Below are 20,849 nucleotides of genomic sequence, written 5' to 3'. Positions count from 1 at the left end.
CACACCACCACCGGCCACCCCGCCCCCACCCCCCACATCGACCTGCCCACCTACGCCTTCACCCACCACCACTACTGGCTCACCGGTAGCGACAGCGGACACGAGCAGACTCCGGCCGGCGTGGACGACGGTTTCTGGACGGCCCTGGAGTCCGAGGAGATCGGGACGCTGGCGGAACGGCTGGACGTGGACGCCGAGGCGCTGGAGACGGTGCTGCCCGCGCTGTCCTCGCTGCGCGACCGCGAACGCGAGCGCGCCGAGGCCGAGAGCTGGCGGTACCGGCTGGTGTGGCGGCCCGTGGAGGTCCCCGCGACCACGCCGGGCGAAGCGGTGTGGTTGCTGGCGGTGCCCGCCGCCGCGCGGGACACCGACCGGGTCGGCGCCGTCGTGGACGGGCTGACCGGCCTGGGCCTGCGGACCCGCCTCCTCGTGATAGACGACGAGGACCGCGCCGCCCTGACGGATGCGGTGCGCGCCCTGGTCACGGACGCGGATCCCACCCCGATCGGCGGCGTGCTGTGCCTGCTCCCGCTGGACGCGGCCCCGCACGGCGTCCACCCCACGCTCTCCCGGGGTACGTCGGCCACCGTCCTGCTGGTCCAGGCACTGGCCGACGCCGGGGTGACGGCCCCCCTGTGGGTGGCCACCGGTGGAGCGGTCACCGTCGACGGCGTCGATGACCCAGGCACGGTGGACCCCTTCCAGACCTCGGTCTGGGGGCTCGGCGCGGTACTGGCCCTGGACCACCCCGACACCTGGGGCGGTCTGGTCGACCTTCCCGCCGACCTCACACCCGAGGACGTCGCGGTCCTGCACGGTGTCCTGGCGGGCGGCGGCGTGGAGGACCAGATCGCGATCCGAGCGGAGACCGCGCACGCGCGGCGCATGGTGCGGGCCCGCGCCGGGGAGTCGCCGCAGTCCTGGCGGCCGCACGGGACCGTGCTGGTCACCGGCGGGACGGGCGGCGTGGGCGCGAACGTGGCGCGCTGGCTGGCCGAGGAAGGCGCCGAGCACCTGGTGCTGGTGAGCCGGCGCGGCCCCGCGGCCGAAGGGGCCGCCGACCTGGTGGCGGAACTGGAGAAGGCGGGCGCCACGGTGTCCGTCGCCGCCTGTGACGTCACCGACCGGGAGCAGGTGCGGCGCCTGCTGGCCTCGCTCTCCGACGGTCCGCCGCTGACGGCCGTGATGCACGCGGCCGGAACTGGGCACGAGGACGTGCTCGTCTCCGCCACTCCCTTGGCGGACTTCGCCGCCTTCGGGCGGGCGAAGATCGCCGGCGCGCTCGTCCTGGACGAGCTGGTGGACGAGGCGGCGGCCGCCCGGCCGGACGGTCGCCCGTTGGAGGCGTTCGTGATGTTCTCCTCCGGCGCGGCGGTCTGGGGGTCGAGCGGTCAGGCCCCCTACGCCACCGCCAACGCCTTCCTGGACGGGCTGGCGGAGCGCCGCCGGGCCCGTGGGGTGGCGGCCTCCTCGATCGCCTGGGGCGGTTGGGACGGCGGCGGCATGATGGACGGGACCGTCCGGGAACGGTTGGGCCGGATCGGCATGCGCCCGATGGCGCCCCGGGTGGCGGCCCGCTGCATCGGCCGGGCGCTGGGCGCCGGGGAGGATCACCTCGTCGTCACCGACATCGACTGGGAGCGGTTCGCTCCGGCGTTCGCGCTGGCCCGGCCCCGCCCGCTGCTGAGCGCGATCCCCGAGTTCGCCCGGGCGCTGGAGGAGACCGGTGACGGGGAGCCCGCCTCCGGGACGGGGGAGGACGGCTCCGACACGGCGCTGACCGAGCGGCTGGCGGGCCTGCCTCCCACCGAACGGGAGCGGGTGCTCGTGGGGCTGGTGCGCGCGGAGGCCGCCGCCGTCCTGGGCCACGACTCCGATGCCCCCGTTCAACCGGACGTGGCCTTCAAGGAGCTGGGCTTCGACTCCATGACGTCGGTGGAACTGCGCAACCGTCTCCACGCCGTCACCGGGCTGAAGCTCCCGGCGACGCTGGTCTTCGACCACCCCAACTCCGCGGCCCTCGCCCGCTTCGTCTTGGAGCGGCTGGTCCCGGAGGGCGCGGAGGAGACCGCGGACGGCATCCTCGGCCGGCTCGACGAGATGGAGCGGATGCTGCGGGAACAGCCGCTGACCCCGGGCGAGCGCGCCCGGATCGGCGAACGGTTCCGCGCTCTGCTGGACGCCACCGAGGCCCGGGAGGCCACGGAGGCGGACGAGACCGAGCGGGATCTCGACGAGCTGTCCGACGATGAGCTGTTCGCGGCGCTGGACGACCAGCTCGGGACGTCCTGACCGGCGTCGGCGCCGCTCACCGGCCGGGTCCGCTCGCGGGCCCGGCCGGTCGCGTCACGGCAGTGGGCGGCGCTTCTCCGGGGTGGTAGGGGAGACCTAGGGGTTGGTGACCCCCGGCCGCGAAATTATCGTTGCCCTGCGTATACGGGCCCGGCGCCGCAACGCGCGGCCATGCGGCGCGCCTCCCCCTTCCATCCCTCGCCGGCACCCTCCCGTCCCACCCGGACGAAGGCGGTGCCGTGTGCCCGCCGCCGTGCCCCCATCTCTCGCGGAGGAGACCCATGAAGGAGATCGCAGACGCCCTCGCGTCGGACGGATTCGACGCCGCGGCGGTTCGGGACCTCCCGATCCCCGAGACCTACCGGGGCGCGGTGGTGCTGGAGGACGACGTCGAGATGTTCGACGGCATCCCGATCAGGGACCGCGACCCCGCCAAGGCGCTGACCGTGCGCGAGGTCCCCACCCCCGAGCCCGGCCCGGGCGAGGCGCTCGTCGCGGTGATGGCGAGCAGCATCAACTACAACACCGTGTGGAGCTCGATCTTCGAGCCGGCCCCCACCTTCGGTTTCCTGAAGCGCTACGCCCGGTCGGTGCCCTCGGCCGCGTCCCACGATCAGCCGTTCCACGTGCTCGGTTCGGACATGTCCGGTGTGGTGCTGCGGACCGGCCCGGGGGTGCAGCGGTGGAAGGCCGGCGACAAGGTCGTGGCGCACTGCCTGTCGGTGGAACTGTCCGCGGCTGACGGGCACGACGACAGCATGCTCGACCCCGACCAGCGGATCTGGGGGTATGAGACCAACTACGGCGGGCTGGCCCAGCTCAGCCTCGTCAAGTCGAACCAGCTCATGCCCAAGCCGGCCCACCTGACCTGGGAGGAGGCGGCGGTCTCGGGGCTGGTGAACTCCACCGCCTACCGGCAGCTCATCTCCCGCAACGGCGCCCACATCAAACTCGGCGACGTGGTGCTCATCTGGGGCGCTGCGGGCGGGCTGGGCTCCTACGCCACCCAGCTCGCCCTGCGCGCCGGGGCGATCCCGGTGTGCGTGGTCTCCAGCGAGCGCAAGGCCGAGCTGGTCCGCTCCCAGGGGGCGGAGCTGATCATCGACCGGGCGGCCGAAGGGTACCGGTTCTGGAAGGACCCCGAGACCCCCGACCCTTCGGAGTGGAAGCGCTTCGGCCGGCGGATCCGCGAGCTGACCGGCGGCGACGACCCCGACGTGGTGTTCGAGCACCCCGGCCGGGAGACCATGGGGGCCAGTGTCTACGTCGCCCGCCGCGGGGGGACGATCGTGACCTGCGCCTCCACCTCCGGTTACCGGCACGAGTACGACAACCGGTACCTGTGGATGGGGCTGAAGCGGATCGTCGGCACCCACTTCGCCAACTACCGGGAGGCGTGGGAGGCCAACCGGCTCATCGCCAAGGGGACGGTGCACCCCACCCTGTCGGCGGTCTACCGGCTGGCCGACGTCGGTCTGGCCGCCCGGCGGGTACACGAGAACACCCACAGCGGCAAGGTCGGGGTGCTGGCGTTGGCGCCGCGCCCGGGGCTCGGCGTGGACGACCCCGAGCTGCGCGCCCGGCATGCCGACGCGATCGACCGGTTCCGTGAAGGGGACCCGGAGCAGACCGCCGTGGCCGACTGATCCGCGGCCTATCAGCGCCGGGCATGAAGAGACCGCCGACCGGAACGGGATCAGGGTTCCGATCGGCGGTCCGTTCCATGTCCGGTCCAGCCGGGGCCGGACCGGAAGGCGTGCCGGGGTCAGCCGACGTTCCGGTCGAGCGGGGCCGGTTCGCCGTGGCTGTGCTCCTCTTCGACGATCTTGGTCTTACGCAGGTAGACCATTGCGAGGATCCCCATGAGGACCGTGAGCACGGCGCCGGTGGCCGCGGCGGCCTGGGTGCCGTCGATGTAGGCCTCGCGTGCCGCGGTGACCAGTGCGGCCGCGGTGTCCGCGGCCAGCTGTCCGGCGGCGGCCAGCGCACCGCCGAGCGTCTGAGCGGTCGCCACCACCTCTGTGGGGAGTCCCTCCGGCAGGCGCTCCGCCAGCGAGCTGCGGTAGATGGCCGCGCCGACACTGCCGAGGACGGCCGCGCCCAGGGCACCGCCGAACTCGACGGTGGATTCGAAGAGGGCCGAGGCGGAGCCGGCCTTCTCCCGGGGGGAGTTGGCCACGACCATGTCGGAGGCCAGGGCCGACACCGAGCCGATGCCCCAGCCGACCAGCGCCATACCGCCGAACAGCAGCGGCAGGTTCGCCTCGACCGACAGCTGGGTCAGCAGCAGGAAGCCCACCGACATGACGATCAGCCCTGATCCGACGACGAAGCCGGGGCGGATGCGGCGGGTGAACGCGGCGCCCAGCAGCGCGCCGGCCACGGACCCGACGGCGGCCGGCAGGGTCATGACCCCGGCGATGAGCGGCCGCATCTCCAGGACGAGCATCAGGTACTGGGTGATGAAGTAGGTCGTACCGACGAGGGCGAACAGGGTGAGCCCCGCCGCGATGAGCGAGATGCTGAACGCCGACGTCCGGAACAGGGCCAGGTCCAGCATGGGGTGCTCGATCTTGCGCTGCCGCTGGATGAAGAGGACGCCCACGACCAGTCCCACGACGATGGCGCCCCACACCGGGATCCCGATGACTCCGGCGGCGATCTGCTTGACCGCGTAGACGATGGGGAGCACGGCCAGCAGGATCAGTCCGCCGCTGAGCAGGTCGAACCTCCCCTCGCGGTTGGGGCGCGTCTCAGGCAGCAGCAGGGGGCCGGCGATCAGCAGGATGATCATGAAGGGGACGTTGACGAGGAAGACCGACCCCCACCAGAAGTACTCCAGCATCCAGCCACCGGTGATGGGGCCGATGACGCTGCCGACGGACAGCATCGTGGCCCACAGCGCCATGGCCATCTGGCGCTGGCGGGTGTCCCGGAAGAGGTTGCGGATCAGGGCGAGGGTGGGCGGCATGAGGGTCGCCGCCGCGGCGCCCTGGAGGGCCCGCATGGCGATGAGCGTCTCGGCGTTGGGGGCGTAGGCGGCCACCACGGAGGTCACGGCGAACGTGGCGGAACCCACGAGGAGCAGCCGGCGCATCCCGATGCGGTCACCGAGGGATCCCATCGGGATGAGGAGGCCCGCCAGGACGAACGTGTAGATGTCGACGATCCAGAGCTGTTCGGAGGCCGTGGGCTCCATCTCCGCCGTGAGCGCCGGCAGGGCGAAGAACAGCGCGGTCACCGTGATCGAGATGATGAGGACCGGGAGCATGAGAACGACCAGGCCGGTCCATTCCTTCCACCCGGCCTTTCCCTGCTCCTTCACTGAAGGCATGTCGCACCTTTCCTTACGTGCATCAGAATTACTTTCGTACTGTGTCCAAGTACACCATAAGGCTGACAACAACTCATCACAACCCGGCCCCTACCTTGGAGTGCAGCCGTAACCTCCTGGGATGACACCAGGCCCTAAGACCCCTTTTGTCCCGGTCTAACGTCCTCCTGATCCGCTGAGCTGCATAAACGCATCTCTTTATTTCGTCACAGCTTTACCGCACAATCTGGACCGAGTATCATTTCAACACAACCGATCCTCGTGTGACGAAAAAAGAGGTGGGCGGATGAGGACCTGCGTGCAATGCGGACGCAAACTCGATGTACCGGCACGCGGCCGTAAACCCCTGTACTGTTCGCGTTCCTGCCAGGCGCACGCCTACCGGGCCCGGGCCAGGGCCCGCATGACCGAGGGAGACCCCTCCCCGCCGCAGCCCACGGCGGTGGAGGAGGGGGAGGGGGAGGGGGAGGACCGCCCCGCCACGCGCCAGGGCGGCGGGCAGAAGAGCGAGGGGCTCTCCCTCCAGGTGACGGTGCAGGCCGCCATGGAGATCGCCGACGCCGAAGGACTGGACGGGCTGTCGATGCGCAAGGTCGCCGCTCACCTCGGCGTGGCCACGATGTCGCTGTACCACTACGTCGCTTCGAAGGACGAGCTGATCGACCTGATGGTGGAGGCCGTTTTCAGCGAGGGCGAGCAGGGGCTCCCCGAGGCGACCGACTGGCGTACCGGCCTGGAGGCCGCCGCGCGTTGGGAGTGGGCGCTGTACTCCAGGCACCCCTGGAGCCTCCAGGTGATGGCCAGTGTCCATCAGCCCCTCGTCCCCAGCCTGCTGACCTACGGGGAACGGGTGCGCTCCCTCCTGGACGGCCACGGACTGGACCCGGTCACCTCGCACCGTCTGGTCCTGAGCGTGGACAGCCTCGTCCACGGGCTGGCGATGCTGCGCGTCAGCGAGATCGAGGCCCTGCGGCGCGGGCCGGACTCCGTCAGCGAGTTCCGCTCCGTGAAGGTCCCCGCGGCGCTGAAGACGACGGCCGACGTGTCCTATCCGCGCCTGGCCGCGCTGCGCAACCACGAGGAGGTCGTCGAGGACCTGGACGGCCTCTTCGAGTTCTGCCTGTCCCGGGCCCTCGACGGGGTCGCGCTCTTCCTGGAACGGGAGCGCTCCGCGGAGCCCGTGCACTCCCCGGCCGACCCCTCCCCGGAGGGAGCGGCCGGGGAGGAGGGCGCCGCGGGGCCGCGCCCCGGCCGGGACACGGCCCCCTCCGTCTAACCGACGACCAGAGGGGCCCGGCCCGGAGTGTCGGCGGTGCCGGTGGAGAAGAGGAGGGGCAGATCGTTGCGGCCGGCGATGCCGAGCTTGCGGTAGATGCGGGTGAGGTGCTGTTCCACGGTGCTGACGGTGATGTGGGCCTTACGGGAGATCTCCCGGTTGGTGTAGCCCAAGGCCGCCAGGGAGGCCACCCGGTGCTCCGCCGGGCTGAGCAGACCGCGCGCCCCCCGCGCCGGCCCCATCTCCCCGCCGCCTCCCGCCGTCGGCGCCTGCGCGGGCACGGCCGGCACCTCGGGGGACGGGCCGTCCGTCCCTCTCCGGCCGATCCCCCGCGCCTGCTGGCCGATGAGCCGCGCCTTGTCGTTCTCCCCCAGTTCGGCCAGGGTCCGGCCGAGCAGGGTGAGGGCCTGGCGCAGCTCGTTGTCGGGACCGGATTCCTGGAGCAGGTCGACGGCCTCGCGCAGCAGTGGAGGGCGCTGCCGAAGCTCCCTGGTCGAGGCCAGCACCATCAGCGCCATCCCCTTGGTGCGGGGGGTGTGGCCGTGGGGCAGGGCCCGGTGCCGGTCCAGGAGCCTGACGGCCCGCGCACGGTCACCGAGTTCGACCGCTGCCGTGGCCGCGCGCAGCGCCCAGGGCACGAGCAGCGGGTTGTCGAGTTCCCAGGTCCGCATCAGTGCCCCGCATTCCAGCAGGTCGCTCAGTGCGGCGTGCGGCTGCCCCACCGCGATCTGGTGGCAGCCGCGCGCGGCGAGGTGATGCAGCCCGTAGCGGGTCCGGTACACCCCCGCGGGGAGCGGGATGCGCAGGTACTCGGCGGCGCGTTCGTGCTCCCCCGTCCAGGTGCACGCCTCGACCAGCGTGGCGATCGGCAGCGCCGCCAGGACCCCCAGGCTCCGGATCGGCAGCGCCGTGAGGGCGCGTTCGGCATACCGGATCGCCGTGGCCGGGTCGCCGCGCCGCTCGGCGACGAAGGCGTGGAAGGCGGCGGTCACACTCGTCCACATCGGTGAGGAGCCCCGGGCCGCCCGCTCGCACAGGGCGTGGGACAGCGTGGCGGCCTCCTCAAGGCGGTCGGAGTAGACGAGGTGGAAGAGGGCGGACTCGGCCACTTCGACGCCGACGCCGTCGATCCGGGCGGACTGCAGGATGCGTTCCGCGGCCGCCGCTCCAGCGTCGGTCACCTCCCCGCGCAGACCGGTGGGCAGCAGCGCGGCCGGGGACCCACGCCGCCGCTGGAGCGGCGCGGCCCGGTAGCCGCCGCGCAGCCGGTGGAACAGGACCGGATGGGTGCCGGACATCCACTGTTCGGCGGTGGCCCGCCATTCGGCCGCCTCCTCGCCCGCGTCGGCCTCGAGCAACGCGTACAGCGACGCGGCCTCCTCCTCGTTGCCGTGCCAGAGCATGCAGGTGAGAAGCCAGTACACATCGGCGGGTCCCAGCAGACCGTCACGCGCGGCCTGGAGCAGCCGGGAGAGGTGGACGAGGGTGGCGGAGGGGTTGACCCGCCACTCGGCCTTGGCCAGGGCGACGACGAGGTCGACACGTTCCCGTTCGCCGGTGCACAGGTCCACCGCGTGCCGGAGGTAGCGCACGGTGACCTCGTGCTCGTCGGCGGCACGGGCCTGGTCGGCCGCCTCGCACAAGATGTCGAGGATCCAGGATTCCTGGAGCGGGCCGCCCTCCAGGACCCGGTCCGCGACCACGGTGGGCTGCATTCCCATTCCGTGCAGGACCTGGGCGGCCCGGGCGTTGAGTTCGCGGCGCGCGTCCGGCTCGATCGCCTCCAGCACCGCGTCCCTGGCCGCGGGATGGCGGAAGCCCTCCGCCCCCAGCAGCCCGATCGACTCCAGCCAGGACAGGGTGGCGGCGACGTCGGCGCGCTCGACGCGCAGCACCCGGGCCAGCAGGTCTGGTGTGACGAAGGGGGCGAGGACGGCCGCCGCGTGGATGACCTGGCGGGCCGCGGGGCCGATGCGGTACAGCAGCGTGCGCACGCCTCCCCTGAACGCCTCCCCCGTGGCGCGACCGGCCGGATCGGCGGCGTAGTGCAGATCCTCGACGAGGGCGTGGACGAGCAGGGCGTTGCCGTTGCTGACGTCGTGGATCCACTCCGCGGTCGCCTCGTCTCCGGTCCCGTGGACCTCCTCCAGCAGCCGGGCGATCATGCCGGGCCGGTAGGAGGTGAGCCTGAGCCTGCGACAGTTCGGGTGGTGCATGAGGCCCGCCTGGATCCGCAAGGGGAGCCCCGACGGCCCTTCGGTGACCGTGAAAACGAGCAGGACCCTGGCTCCGTGCACCCGGTTGACGAAGTGGGTGAGCACTTCGAGGGAGATGGGGTCGGCGTACTGGACGTCATCGACAGTGATGAGTACAGTATCGTTGTCAGTACGCTGTGTGATGGCCCCCCACAGACCTTGGGTGATTCCGATCCAGTTGACGTCCTCCACCCTGACCCCGTCCGGTCCGGCGTTGAACATCGCCTCGCGCAGTTCCCTGAGTGCCCAGGGAGGCTCGTCGAACGACGTGGCAAGGCTCTGTGCGATCTGATAGACGACCCCGAGCGAGAGGTTCTGTTCATTCCTCAGACACGAGGCGCTCAGGTGGACGGTCTCCGACCGAACCGCGGCCTCGGCGAAGGCGTGCAGCGTCCGCGTCTTCCCGGACCCCGGCGGCCCGGTGATCACCGCGATCCTCCCCCGCCGGTCGCCGATTTCGTCGAGCATCGACCTGAGAATGGTCAGCTCGGATTCGCGTTCAACCAGCTGCATCGACTTTTCCTTCTGACGTAATCCCCGTGAACTTCTTTTCGGCAGCTCGCCTTCCGGAAAGTCAGATCATTTCCGGGAGAACACCCGACCTGGTCCAGGATGGGGTGATGGCACCATGGACGAATGACCATGGAAGGCCCGCGAGCAGGATGGATTATCACGAAAAGGGCGTCCGCCCCGGCCTCGTTCCAGCCCTCCGGGATCGTCACCCGGGGCCGGCCCCCATTCCGCCGCCCTCGCCCTTCAACGCGAGGCACGGCTGCGGGTCCGGGATGGTGAAACAGATCGCAATCCGGCGTCACCACACTTCACGGCCTGGGCCGGGTGCTCGTTCCATGCGGCCAGGGTTCGACCTCCCGTCGGCGCGGCATACGCCTGGTCCGGCGCACCGCGGGGGCGGGGCGGCGCGTTCACTGTCGTCGGGCGCGGTGCCCGGGGGCCGTGCCACCCGTCCGGAGCACCGGTCACGAGGCTCCCGTTCGGAGCCCTGAGATCACCTAATTCAGCAGGACGGATGGCGCACGTGCCATTCCCACCGCCTGCAAAGACTGTGCTTTGTACCGATTCAGACCTTTACTCCACCCTACTCAGACCACCCCAGAAAAATCTGTCCTCATGCGGCCACATGTAATTCACGACACGGGGCCGCCACCCCTCACGGCCATTTCGTCACACCCGCCGTTCCCGGCCGCGCACCCTTCGCCTTTCCGCCTCTCATAAAGGGGGGTCCGCCGCCCGCAGTCCCGCTGGTCCTGGAGGGAAGCGGCGAGCGCCCCCGCCCCTAGGGGGCGGATTCTCCGGCCGGAGGCGCGGCACACGTCCGGACCGCAAAACATCACACCCCTGAAGCGGAAGGCCCCTCCTCCCCCTTTCTCAGGAAAGCCACATATTCGCTGGTCGCCGCTTTTCCACGGCACACCCGGACGGGGGAGTGATATTCGCCACTCCAGAAAAGCACGAAAAGCGAAAAACCTGCACAAAAACCGACAGAACACGCAGATCGCCTCGCGCCCCACCCCCGGGCCCCGCCCCACAGCGCCCGCCCCGCCCCGGCGGGCACGGCACCGCGTCCCGCCCCCCTCTCCCCCCTGAAATCGGGAAAGGACCGTCCTTCCTCCCCAGCGGCCGGGCGGCCGCCACGGAACACGCCCGCGCCGAGGGACCCGGTCCGCCCCACCCCTAATCCCCACCGAGCCCACCACTCCCTGGGCAGGGGAGCGGCCGCCCTTGCCCGGCCGGACCGCATCGAGGGGGGTAGGGCGCGCGGTTCTAGGGGTGTCGGACGGCCGAGGGGCCTACGTACCCTCGACGCGGCGCACACCAGAGCGGCAGGTACCGGATGGCACGCGCGCCGCCGACGTGCTCCGCGCCCCGGGCCGGAGAGGAACGGCCCGCAGACGGGGCTCGCCGTCCTATGCGCCGGACGGCGGACCCACCCAGCGGCACAGGACCCGGGTCGACGTGGCCCGGCGGACCGGCGGCGACAGAAGGGAACGCAATGGATCCACTGGCCGAAGCAGTCGTACGGGGCGCGGACCCGGCCGAGCTCGAAAAGACCGACACACCCACCGAGTACACCGCCGCGCACGTCCGCGCCGAGGACGTGGACATGTTCGACGGGGTCGTCGACAAGGACGTGCGCAAGTCGCTGCGGGTCGGCAAGGTCCCGCTGCCGGAGCTGGCCCCCGATGAGGTGCTGGTCGCCGTCATGGCGAGCGCGATCAACTACAACACGGTCTGGTCGGCGATCTTCGAGCCGCTGCCGACCTTCCGTTTCCTGGAGCGGCACGCCCGCCGGGGTGGCTGGGAGGAACGGCACAACCAGCCCTACCACGTCCTGGGCTCAGACGCCGCGGGTGTCGTGGTGCGGACCGGCGCGGGCGTGCGCAACTGGAAGGTCGGCGACCACGTCGTGGCGAGCACGGTCTACGCCGACGGCGAGGAGCCGGCCACGCAGGCGGACGGGATGCTCGGCGCCACCCAGCGCGCCTGGGGGTTTGAGACCAACTTCGGCGGCCTGGCCCACTACACCGTGCTCCGCTCCTCCCAGCTCCTGCGCAAGCCGGCCCATCTGAGCTGGGAGGAGGCCGCCGTCAACCCGCTGTGCGCCGGCACCGCCTACCGGATGCTCGTCAGCGACCGCGGCGCGCGGATCAAGCAGGGGGACGTCGTCCTCATCTGGGGCGCCAGCGGCGGCCTCGGCGCCTACGCGACACAGATGGTCCGCAACGGAGGCGGGATCTCGGTCGGCGTGGTCGGCTCGGGGCGCAAGGCCGAGGCGGCCCGCGCGCTGGGATGCGACGTGGTGATCGACCGCGAGGAGGCGGGGTTGATCACCCGCCCGGACGCCTCGCCGGACCAGGTGCTCGCGACGGGCAAGCGGCTCGGCAAGATCATCCGCAAGGAGGTCGGCGAGGACCCCAGCGTGGTGTTCGAGCACGTCGGCCAGAGCACCTTCGGCGTCTCGGTGTTCGTCGCCGCCCGCGGCGGCACGGTCATCACCTGCGGCTCCAGTACCGGTTACCACCACCAGTTCGACAACCGCTACCTGTGGATGAACCTGAAGCGGATCATCGGCAGCCACGGCGCCAACCTCCAGGAGCAGTGGGAGACCAACCGTCTCCTCGACATGGGCCGGATCGTGCCCGCCCTCACCGATCTGTACCGGTTGGAAGAGGTGGGCGAGGCCGCCCGGCTGGTCCAGCGCAACGGGCACATCGGCAAGGTGGGGGTGCTCGGCCTCGCCCCCGAGCCGGGACTCGGCATCACCGACCCCGAGCGGCGTGCCCGATTCGGCGAGGAGCGGATCACCACGATGCGCTCGTTCGCCACCCGCGGCTGACCCGTCCGCCCAGAGCCCGGCCCCGGCCGAGGCCGGACGCGCCCCGGCGGCGCGTCACCCTCGTCCGGGGCCGTCCCCGTGCCCTTTCCCCGGTCCCCTTTTCAGACGCAACCAGCCACATGCCCCGGCCGGGACGATCGGCCGCCACGACCACGAGGTATCCCATGCCCAGCAGTTTCACCGGACACGTGCTGGACGTTGTCGAACGACACGGCGAGACGCGTTCCTACACGTTCCTGCGCGAGTCCTCCGGTGGGCTCGTCGAGGACACCCTGACCTATGCCGGACTCGACCTGCGCGCCAGGGAACTCGGCGCCCTGCTCTCGGAGAGTCCGGGGGCGGGTTCCCGGGCTCTGCTGCTGTACCCGGCGGGGCTGGGATTCCTGGAGGCGTTCCTCGGCTGCCTGTACTCCGGCGTCGTCGCGGTCCCGATCCCCCTGCCGACCAACCGGGCCAGCCTGGACCGCGTCGCCGGGGTGATCGCCGACTGCTCCGCCGAGATCGTCCTGACGGATTCCACCTGTCACGACGACGTCGTGGAGCGGCTGGCCCAGTCGCCCCCGCCCGGAGGGCCGGTCCCCGTCGTGGCCACCGACCGGCTGGGAGCGGGCCGCGCCGGAGCCTGGCGGATGCCCGCGCTGGGCCCGGACTCCATCGCGTTCCTCCAGTACACCTCCGGTTCGACCAGCGCCCCCAAGGGGGTCATGGTCACCCACGCCAACCTCCTCGCCAACGAGCAGAGCCTGCTGCACATCACCGGGCTGACCGATCAGGGCGGGATGGCCGGCTGGCTGCCGCACTTCCACGACATGGGGCTCATCGGGATGCTGCTGAACCCCCTGTACGCCGGGGCCGACTGCGCCTACCTGAGCCCGCTGGGGTTCATGAAGCACCCGTTCCGGTGGCTGGAGGCCATCACACGTTTGCGCGCCACCTGCACCGTGGCACCCGACTTCGCCTACGGGCTCACCGCCAACCGGGTCACCGACGAGGAGCTGGAACGGCTCGACCTGTCCTCCCTGCGGTCGGCGATCAACGGCGCGGAGCCGGTCCGCGCGCGCACCCTGCGCGCGTTCACGCGGCGCTTCGCCCCGGTGGGGTTTCGCCAGGAGGCGTTCCAGCCCAGCTACGGCCTGGCCGAGGCGACCCTGCTCGTGGCCGGCCCCTCTCTGGAGGAGGAGCCCGTGATCAAGGAGTTCGCCCCGGCCGGCCTGGAGGCGGGTGAGGCCCGCGAGACCGCCCCCGGTACGGGGCTGGCGCTGGTGGCCTGCGGCCGACCGGTGGACCTGGACGTGCGGATCGTGGACCCGCAGACCCACGTGGAACTGGCCGACACGATCGTCGGGGAGATCTGGGTACGGGGCGGCAGCGTCGCCGCGGGGTACTGGAACGCCCCGGAGAAGACCGCGCGGACCTTCCAGGCCACCCTCGTGGGCGAGAACGGGGCGTGGCTGCGTACCGGGGATCTCGGATTCTACGAGGACGGCCGACTCTTCATCGCCGGACGCGTTGATGACATGATCATCGTCAACGGCCGCAACTTCCATCCGCAGGATCTGGAGGATGCGGCTCAGGGCGTGCATCCGGCGTTCACCGCCCAGCCGGCCGCGGCCTTCGCGGTGGAAGCGGGATCGCGGACCCACATCATCCTCGTACAGGAGATCAGGAGGGGCATGGCCCGCGACACGACGATTGAGGAGCTCGCCGAGCGGCTCCGTGCCACTCTGTCCTCATCCTTTGGCCTATCCCGGGTCGGGGTGTGCCTGGTCGCCGGAGGCGTACCGCGCACGACGAGCGGGAAGGTGCAACGGCGCCGCGCCCGCGCGCTGTTCCTGGAGAGCCGCTACCGGGTGTTCGCCACGGCGCTGGACGACACGGTCGAGGCGCTCGTGCGCGCGCAGCGCAGTGAGGACGATGGAACGGCCCGCGTCCCCGCGGAGGTGCGATGATCCCCCAGCAGACGGGCGCGCGTATCGTGGCCCTCGGCCACTACCTGCCCTCGCGCGAGGTCACCAACGACGAACTGGCCCAGCAGATCGACACCACCGACGAGTGGATCAGAACCCGCGTGGGCATCTCCACCCGGCGCGTCGCCGAACCCGATGAGAGCGTCGCCGACATGGCGGTGGCCGCGGCGGCGAAGGCGCTCGCCCGTTCGGGGCTCGACGCGGCAGAGGTCGACCTGGTCACCGTCGCCACCTGCACCGCGATGGAGCGCATGCCCAACATCGCCTCGCGTGTGGCCCGGAGCCTGGACATCCGCGGCGCCGCGGTGTTCGACACCAACGTCGCCTGCTCGGGGTTCTGCTACGCGCTGGCGACCGCCGACCACGCCGTGCAGTGCGGGTCGAGCCGGGCGGCGCTGGTCATCGGCGCCGACAAGATGTCGGACTTCCTCGACTGGCAGGACCGCACGACCTGCGTCCTCTTCGGGGACGGCGCGGGCGCCGCGGTGGTCGCCGCCGGTGGAACGACGCCCGAGCCCGGGATCGGGCCGGTGGTCTGGGGCTCCGAACCCGACCGTGGCGAGGCGATCCGGCTGGAGACCAGCGGGCCGGAGGGGCCGCGCGCCCTGTTCCGTCAGGACGGCCAGACCGTCTACCGATGGACGACCACGACACTGGCCTCCGTCGCGCGCCAGGCGTGCGAACGGGCCGGCGTGCCCCCGGAGGAACTCGCGGGGATCGTCACCCACCAGGCCAACCTGCGCATCATCGATCGGATCGTGGACCGGTTGGGGGCGCACCAGGCCGTCGTCGCCCGGGACGTGGTCGACTCGGGCAACACCTCGGCGGCCAGTGTCCCGATCGCCCTGTCCAAGCTCATCGAACAGGGGGCGCTGCCGACCGGGTCGCCGGTGCTGCTGCTCGGTTTCGGCGCCGGCCTGGCCTACGCGGCCCAGGTCGTCCGCTGCCCATGACCCGTCCCATCCGGCGGCGCGCCGCCACCCGGCGAGACCGAAAGGACGATCGATGACGATACCGGTGTGGGATTACCGGCCGGAACTGGAGGAGGAGCGGGCCGAGATCCACGACGCGGTGGACACGGTGCTCGACTCCGGCCGGCTCGTCCTGGGTGCCAGCCTCCAGGCGTTCGAGCGGGAGTTCGCGGACTACCACGGCGCCGGCCACTGTGTCGGGGTCGACAACGGGACCAATGCGCTGGTGCTGGCGTTGCGGGCGCTGGGGGTGGGCCCCGGTGACGAGGTCATCACCGTGGCGCACACCGCCGTGCCCACCGTGATCGCCATCGACGCGGTGGGCGCCCGCCCGGTCCTGGTGGACGTGCGCGAGGACCATCTGATCGATCCCGGGCAGGTCGCGGCGGCCGTGACCGAGCGGACCCGGGTGGTGCTGCCGGTCCACCTCTACGGCCGGTGCGCCGACATGACGGCCCTGCGCCGGATCGCCGACGAGCACGGCCTGCGGATCGTCGAGGACTGCGCCCAGGCGACCGGCGCCCGCCACGACGGCCACCTCGCCGGGACCCTGGGCGACCTGGCGACCTTCTCCTTCTACCCGACGAAGGTCCTCGGCGGTTTCGGTGATGGCGGAGCCGTCCTCACCGGTGATGCGGGGCTGGCCGAGGAGATCCGGAGCCTGCGGTTCTACGGGATGAAGGAGCGCTACTACACGCTGCGCACCCCCGCCTACAACAGCCGGCTCGACGACCTGCACGCCGAGATCCTGCGCCGCCGGCTGCGCAGGCTCGACGGCTACCTCGCCCGCCGCCGCGCGGTGGCCGCGCGCTACGCCGAGGGCCTGGCGGACACGGGCCTGGTGCTGCCGGACCGCGGCGCGGACGACGAGCACGCCTACCACCTGTACGTGGTGCGCCACCCCGACCGCGACCGGATCGTCGAGGCGGTGCGGGCCGAAGGGGTCGGCGTGGGGATCCACTATCCCTGGCCCGTGCACACCATGACGGGGTTCGCGCACCTGGGATATGCCGCCGGGTCCCTCCCGGTCACCGAGCGGCTCTCCCGGGAGGTCTTCTCCCTGCCGATGTACCCGACCTTGACCACGGACCAGCAGGACCGGGTGATCGAGGTCCTGCGCAAGGTGGTGTCGGCCGGCTAGGGGGCCGGCGCCAGCACACCGTGGGGGGCGGACGCCTTGGCGTCCGCCCCCCACGGGCGTCTGCACCGTCCTATGCCCCGGCCGGGTCCCGACGGCAACCGCCCCCCTGCTCCGTGGGGCAGGGGGGCGGTCGCGGGCTCCGGGACGGCCGGAGCCCTCCCATCACAGGGAGCGCAGCCAGGTCTCGATCGTGCTCGCCATGGCGGGCGCGCCCTCTTCCAGCATGGTGAGATGGTCGCCGGGGACCTCGGCGAGGGTGTGCTCTCGGGGCCAGGTGGCGCGCCACAGGCCGGAGCGGTTGCGTTCGCCGTCGGGCCCCGAGGGCAACGGGGTGTCGGGCAGGACGCAGAAGGTGGGGGCCTCGACCTCCACCCGCATGGTGTCGCCGGCGACCTCCCGGACCAGCCGGTAGTAACGTCCCATGGCCGCCATCCGGGCGTCGGTGAAGGGGCCGAAACGGTCCTCCCGTTCGAACATCCCCACCAGCATCGAGTCGCCGACCTCGTCGACGATCCTGCTGTCGGGGTAGGTGTCGAGGAGGACGAGCCCCTGGGGGCGGGTCCCCATCCCCTCCAAACGGGAGGCCACGGCGTGCGCGAAGTTGCCCCCGGCGCAGTAGCCGAGGAGCGCGAACGGCTCGTCGCCCGCTGCCGCGCGGATGCTCTCGGCCCACAGACCGATGATCGCCTCGGTGGTCTCCGGCAGGGCGGAGACCGAGGAGAACCCGGGAACCGGCAGCACGTGCAGGTCGCGGACCCCGCGAAAACCCGTGGCGAGCCGCGCGAACTGCGCGGCGCCGCCCAGCGCCATCGGAGTGCTGAAGCAGTACAGGGCGGGGCGGGCCGGGCCGCGGGCCAGGGTGAGCGGGCGCAGGGGCCCACCGGCCTGTGTGTGCTCCCGGAAGGACGGGTAGAGGCCGGCGACCATCTCCAGCATGTCCAGCGCCTCCTGGACCCGGTCGGCGGCCGCGGCCGAACGGAGCAGGAGGCTGAGACCGTCGCCGCGCTGCCCCCCGGCTCGGGTCACCGGGGCCGGGGTCGCGGCCGGGGAGGCGGTCGGCGATCCGGAACCGGCGGGGTGGGCCCCCGAGTTCTCGGGGAGCTTCTCCGCATCGATCAGCTCCTCCAGGTGGCGGGCGAGACCGGCGGGGTCGCGCTCGTCGAAGGCGATGGTCGCGGGCAGCCGGATCCCCAGGGCCTTGGTCAGCCGGTTGCGCAGTTCGACGGCGGTGAGCGAGTCGAAGCCCGCCTCCAGGAAGTCCTGTTCCGGGTCCACGGCCTGCGCGGTACCGTGCCCGAGCACCGCCGCCACGCTCCGGCGGACCAGTGTGAGGACCTCGGCGGAGCGTTCTTGGGGGGTGAGCCCGGCCAGGTGGGTCAGGAGTGCGACGGCGCCGTCGGACTCCTCATCTCCGGGGGCGCTCCCCGTCACCTCCGGAGCGCTGAAGGAGTCCTCCAGCCAGTAACGCCGCCGCTGGAAGGCGTAGGTCGGCAGGTCCGTCGCCAGTATCGGGGCGCCGGAGAGGACGGTGTTCCAGTCCACTGCGACGCCGGCGCAGTGCGCCTGTCCCATCGACTCCAGGAAGCGCTCGGCTCCCCCGTCGTCGCGGCGCAGCGACCCCACCGCGGTCACCTCGCCCGCGGGCCCGCGGGCGGCGATCTCCTGCACCCCCGAGACGAGGACGGGGTGTGCGCTGCACTCCACGAAGACGCCGTGGCCATCGGCGAGCAGCGCGTCGACGGCCCCGTGGAAGTCCACGGGCCGGCGGGCGTTGCGGTACCAGTAGTCGGCGGTCAGCTCCGTCCCGTCCAGCCGGCCCCCGGTCACCGTCGAGTAGAAGGGGATCTTCGCGGGGCCGGGGGTGATGTCGGCGAGCTCGGCGAGCAGGGGCTCGCGGATCCGCTCGACCTGCGGCGAGTGGGAGGCCAGCGTCGAGGGGAACAGGCGGGCGCGGATGTCCTCGGCCCGGCACTCCTCGACGAAGCGGGCCAGCAGGTCGGCGTCGCCGGAGACGACCGTCGACGTCGGACCGTTCTTGGCGCTGACGGCGATTCCCTCGCTCCAGGGGGCGATCCGCTTCTCGACCTCGTCGGCGCCCAGGGCGACCGCGGCGAGCGCGCCCTGGCCGGCCAGGTGATCGACGAGCAGGCGGACGCGCCGCTCGGCCACGCGCACCGCCTGGGACAGGGAGAGGGCTCCGGCGACATAGGCCGCGGCGACCTCGCCCTGGGAGTGCCCCACGACGGCCAGCGGGCGCACGCCCACCGAGGTCCACAGCTCGGCCAGGGAGACCATGACCGAGAAGGTCAGCAGGGGCAGGACGTCGATACGGTCCATCGGCGTGGCACCGGGGAGGCCGCGCAGGACCGCCTCGGGGTCCCAGTCCACGATCTGCTCGATCTCGGCGAAGCACGCGCGCATCCGGGCGGCGAACACCGGCGAGGTGTCGAGGAGGTCCCGGCCCATGCCGATCCAGTGGGAGCCGTGCCCCGGGAAGACGTAGACCGCGCCGCTGGGCCTGCCCCGCCCGCCAGAGCCGCCCCGCACCGTACGGGCCCCTTCTTCTCCCGTGGCCAAAGCGTCCAGCCGCGCGGTCAGCTCCTCCAGGGAGGAACCGATGACGACGGCCCGCTCCTCCAGCGTCTGCCGGGCGGCGTACAGCGAGGCGGCGATGTCGGCGGGGTCGGCATCGGGGCGGGCGCGGGTGAAGGCGGCCAGCCGCTGCGCCTGCTCGCGCAGCGCGGCGCTGTTCCCGGCCGACAGCGGCAACGGGACGGCCGGGCCCGGGCCGAGCACGGACGTCCGCTGCTCCGCTTCGGACGGCGCGGGCTCCTGGGAGGTATTGGGCTCCTCCGGCGCGGGCGCCTCCTCGATGATCAGGTGGGCGTTGGTGCCGCTGACCCCGAACGAGGAGACGGCGCCCCGGCGCGGGCGGCCGGGGTGGGCCGGCCACGGCCGCGCCTCGGTCAGCACCCTGACCCGGGCCGCGTCCCAGTCGACCTGGGAGGAGAGGGCGGAGACGTGCAGGGTGGCGGGCATGCGCTCCTGGCGCAGCGCCATCACCGTCTTGATCACCCCGGCCACGCCGGCGGCCGCCTGGGTGTGCCCGATGTTGGACTTGAGCGACCCCAGCCACAGCGGCCACTCTTCGGGGCGGTCACCGTAGACCGCTTGGAGGGCCCGGGCCTCGATGGGGTCGCCCAGTTCGGTCCCGGTCCCGTGGGCCTCGACCACGTCGACGTCGGCGGCGGTGAGGCCGGCGTCGGCGAGGGCCTGGCGGATCACCCGCTCCTGCGCGGGACCGCTCGGCGCGGTGAGTCCGTTGCTCGCCCCGTCCTGGTTGACCGCCGAGCCGCGCAGGACCGCCAGCACGGTACGGCCGTTACGGCGCGCGTCCGACAGGCGTTCCAGGACGACCATGCCGACGCCTTCGGCGAAGACGGTGCCGTCGGCTCCCTCGGCGAAGGCCTTGACCCGCCCGTCGGCGGCCAGCCCGCCGAATCGGTGCCCGGTGGTGATGATCTGCGGGGTGGCCATCACGGTGACGCCACCGGCGAGGGCGAGCGTGCTCTCGCCCCGGCGCAGGGAGATGCAGGCCAGGTGGAGGGCGGTGAGGGAGGAGGAGCAGGCGGTGTCCACGGTGAGGGCCGGACCCTCCAGGCCGAGCGTGTAGGCCACGCGCCCCGAGATCACCGACCCCGACGTCCCCGTCCCCAGGAACCCTTCGACCCCTTCGGGGACGGAGGCGGGTTTGACACCGTAGTCGTTGGTGAAGGCCCCGACGAAGACCCCCGTACGCGTCCCCTTGAGGGAACGCGGGGGCAGCCCGGCCCGTTCCAGGACCTCCCAGGACGTCTCCAACAGCAGGCGCTGCTGCGGGTCCATGGCCAGCGCCTCACCCGCGGTGATCCCGAAGAAGCCGGCGTCGAACTGGTCGGCGCCGTCCATGAAACCGCCCGCCAGCGAAGGCGCCCCCTCGTCGGAGGGCTCCAGCTCCCAGCCGCGGTCCCCGGGGGCGGGGACGATCCCCTCGCCTCCGTCGGCGACGAGGCGCCACAGATCCTCGGGGGAGGCGACGCCGCCGGGGAGCCGGCAGGCCATCCCGACGATCGCGATCGGTTCGTGCTCCCGGGCCTGCACGGCGCGTAGCCGCGCCTTGGCCGTCTGGAGGTCCTCCGTCGCCCGCCGCAAGTATGCGAGGAGCTTTTCTTCGTCCGCCACGCGTCCGCCTTCCTCGATAGGCACTGGGAAATCCGGT

The 20,849-nt window shown here is 72.1% G+C and carries 10 protein-coding genes; 7 read left to right on the top strand and 3 right to left on the bottom strand.

Going from position 1 to position 20,849, the window contains the following annotated elements:
• Both ACYVHU_RS24460 and ccrA (ACYVHU_RS24455) read left to right on the top strand, forming a co-directional pair.
• A partial coding sequence (locus tag ACYVHU_RS24460) for an SDR family NAD(P)-dependent oxidoreductase (RefSeq protein ID WP_498949593.1) occupies window positions 1–2,292 on the top strand: 2,292 nt, incomplete at its 5' end.
• Between the two features lie 281 nt (window positions 2,293–2,573).
• Window positions 2,574–3,938: a crotonyl-CoA carboxylase/reductase gene (gene ccrA, locus ACYVHU_RS24455; RefSeq protein ID WP_432937292.1), complete on the top strand. Its 1,365-nt coding sequence runs from the start codon at window positions 2,574–2,576 to the stop codon at window positions 3,936–3,938.
• Window positions 3,939–4,057: 119 nt separating this feature from the next.
• Here the strand turns inward: ccrA (ACYVHU_RS24455) and ACYVHU_RS24450 are convergent, their stop codons facing one another.
• The gene (locus ACYVHU_RS24450; RefSeq protein WP_078761737.1) at window positions 4,058–5,626 is read right to left on the bottom strand and encodes an MFS transporter; all 1,569 of its coding nucleotides are present in this window, start codon (window positions 5,624–5,626) and stop codon (window positions 4,058–4,060) included.
• A 286-nt stretch (window positions 5,627–5,912) separates the two neighbouring features.
• Between ACYVHU_RS24450 and ACYVHU_RS24445 the strand changes: the two genes are divergently transcribed.
• Window positions 5,913–6,902 (top strand): TetR/AcrR family transcriptional regulator, encoded by a 990-nt coding sequence (locus ACYVHU_RS24445; RefSeq protein ID WP_498949592.1) that lies wholly within the window; start codon window positions 5,913–5,915, stop codon window positions 6,900–6,902.
• On the opposite strand, the gene ACYVHU_RS24440 is transcribed toward ACYVHU_RS24445, so the two are convergent.
• Complete coding sequence (locus ACYVHU_RS24440; RefSeq protein WP_078761739.1) at window positions 6,899–9,670, bottom strand: helix-turn-helix transcriptional regulator; 2,772 nt, start codon at window positions 9,668–9,670, stop codon at window positions 6,899–6,901. The genes ACYVHU_RS24445 and ACYVHU_RS24440 overlap by 4 nt on opposite strands.
• Before the next feature lie 1,498 nt (window positions 9,671–11,168).
• Here ACYVHU_RS24440 and ccrA (ACYVHU_RS24435) point away from each other — a divergent pair.
• The 4 genes from ccrA (ACYVHU_RS24435) to ACYVHU_RS24420 all read left to right on the top strand — a co-directional run bounded on the left by ccrA (ACYVHU_RS24435) (window position 11,169) and on the right by ACYVHU_RS24420 (window position 16,591).
• Window positions 11,169–12,512 carry a crotonyl-CoA carboxylase/reductase gene (gene ccrA, locus ACYVHU_RS24435; RefSeq protein WP_078761740.1) on the top strand — a complete coding sequence of 448 codons (1,344 nt, stop codon included), beginning with the start codon at window positions 11,169–11,171 and terminating at the stop codon, window positions 12,510–12,512.
• 164 nt (window positions 12,513–12,676) lie between these two features.
• On the top strand, window positions 12,677–14,461 hold the full coding sequence (locus ACYVHU_RS24430; RefSeq protein WP_078761741.1) for a fatty acyl-AMP ligase: 1,785 nt from the start codon (window positions 12,677–12,679) through the stop codon (window positions 14,459–14,461).
• Window positions 14,458–15,432 (top strand): beta-ketoacyl-ACP synthase III, encoded by a 975-nt coding sequence (locus tag ACYVHU_RS24425; protein ID WP_078761742.1) that lies wholly within the window; start codon window positions 14,458–14,460, stop codon window positions 15,430–15,432. Before ACYVHU_RS24430 ends, ACYVHU_RS24425 begins: the two co-directional genes overlap by 4 nt.
• A gap of 52 nt (window positions 15,433–15,484) precedes the next feature.
• Window positions 15,485–16,591 (top strand): DegT/DnrJ/EryC1/StrS family aminotransferase, encoded by a 1,107-nt coding sequence (locus ACYVHU_RS24420; RefSeq protein ID WP_078761743.1) that lies wholly within the window; start codon window positions 15,485–15,487, stop codon window positions 16,589–16,591.
• A 162-nt stretch (window positions 16,592–16,753) separates the two neighbouring features.
• Here the strand turns inward: ACYVHU_RS24420 and ACYVHU_RS24415 are convergent, their stop codons facing one another.
• Window positions 16,754–20,812, bottom strand: a complete 4,059-nt coding sequence (locus tag ACYVHU_RS24415; protein ID WP_498949591.1) for a type I polyketide synthase — start codon at window positions 20,810–20,812, stop codon at window positions 16,754–16,756.
• Window positions 20,813–20,849 lie beyond the last annotated feature (37 nt).

The organism is Marinactinospora endophytica (genome assembly GCF_054780875.1).
This window is presented reverse-complemented; position numbering and strand designations above follow the sequence as displayed.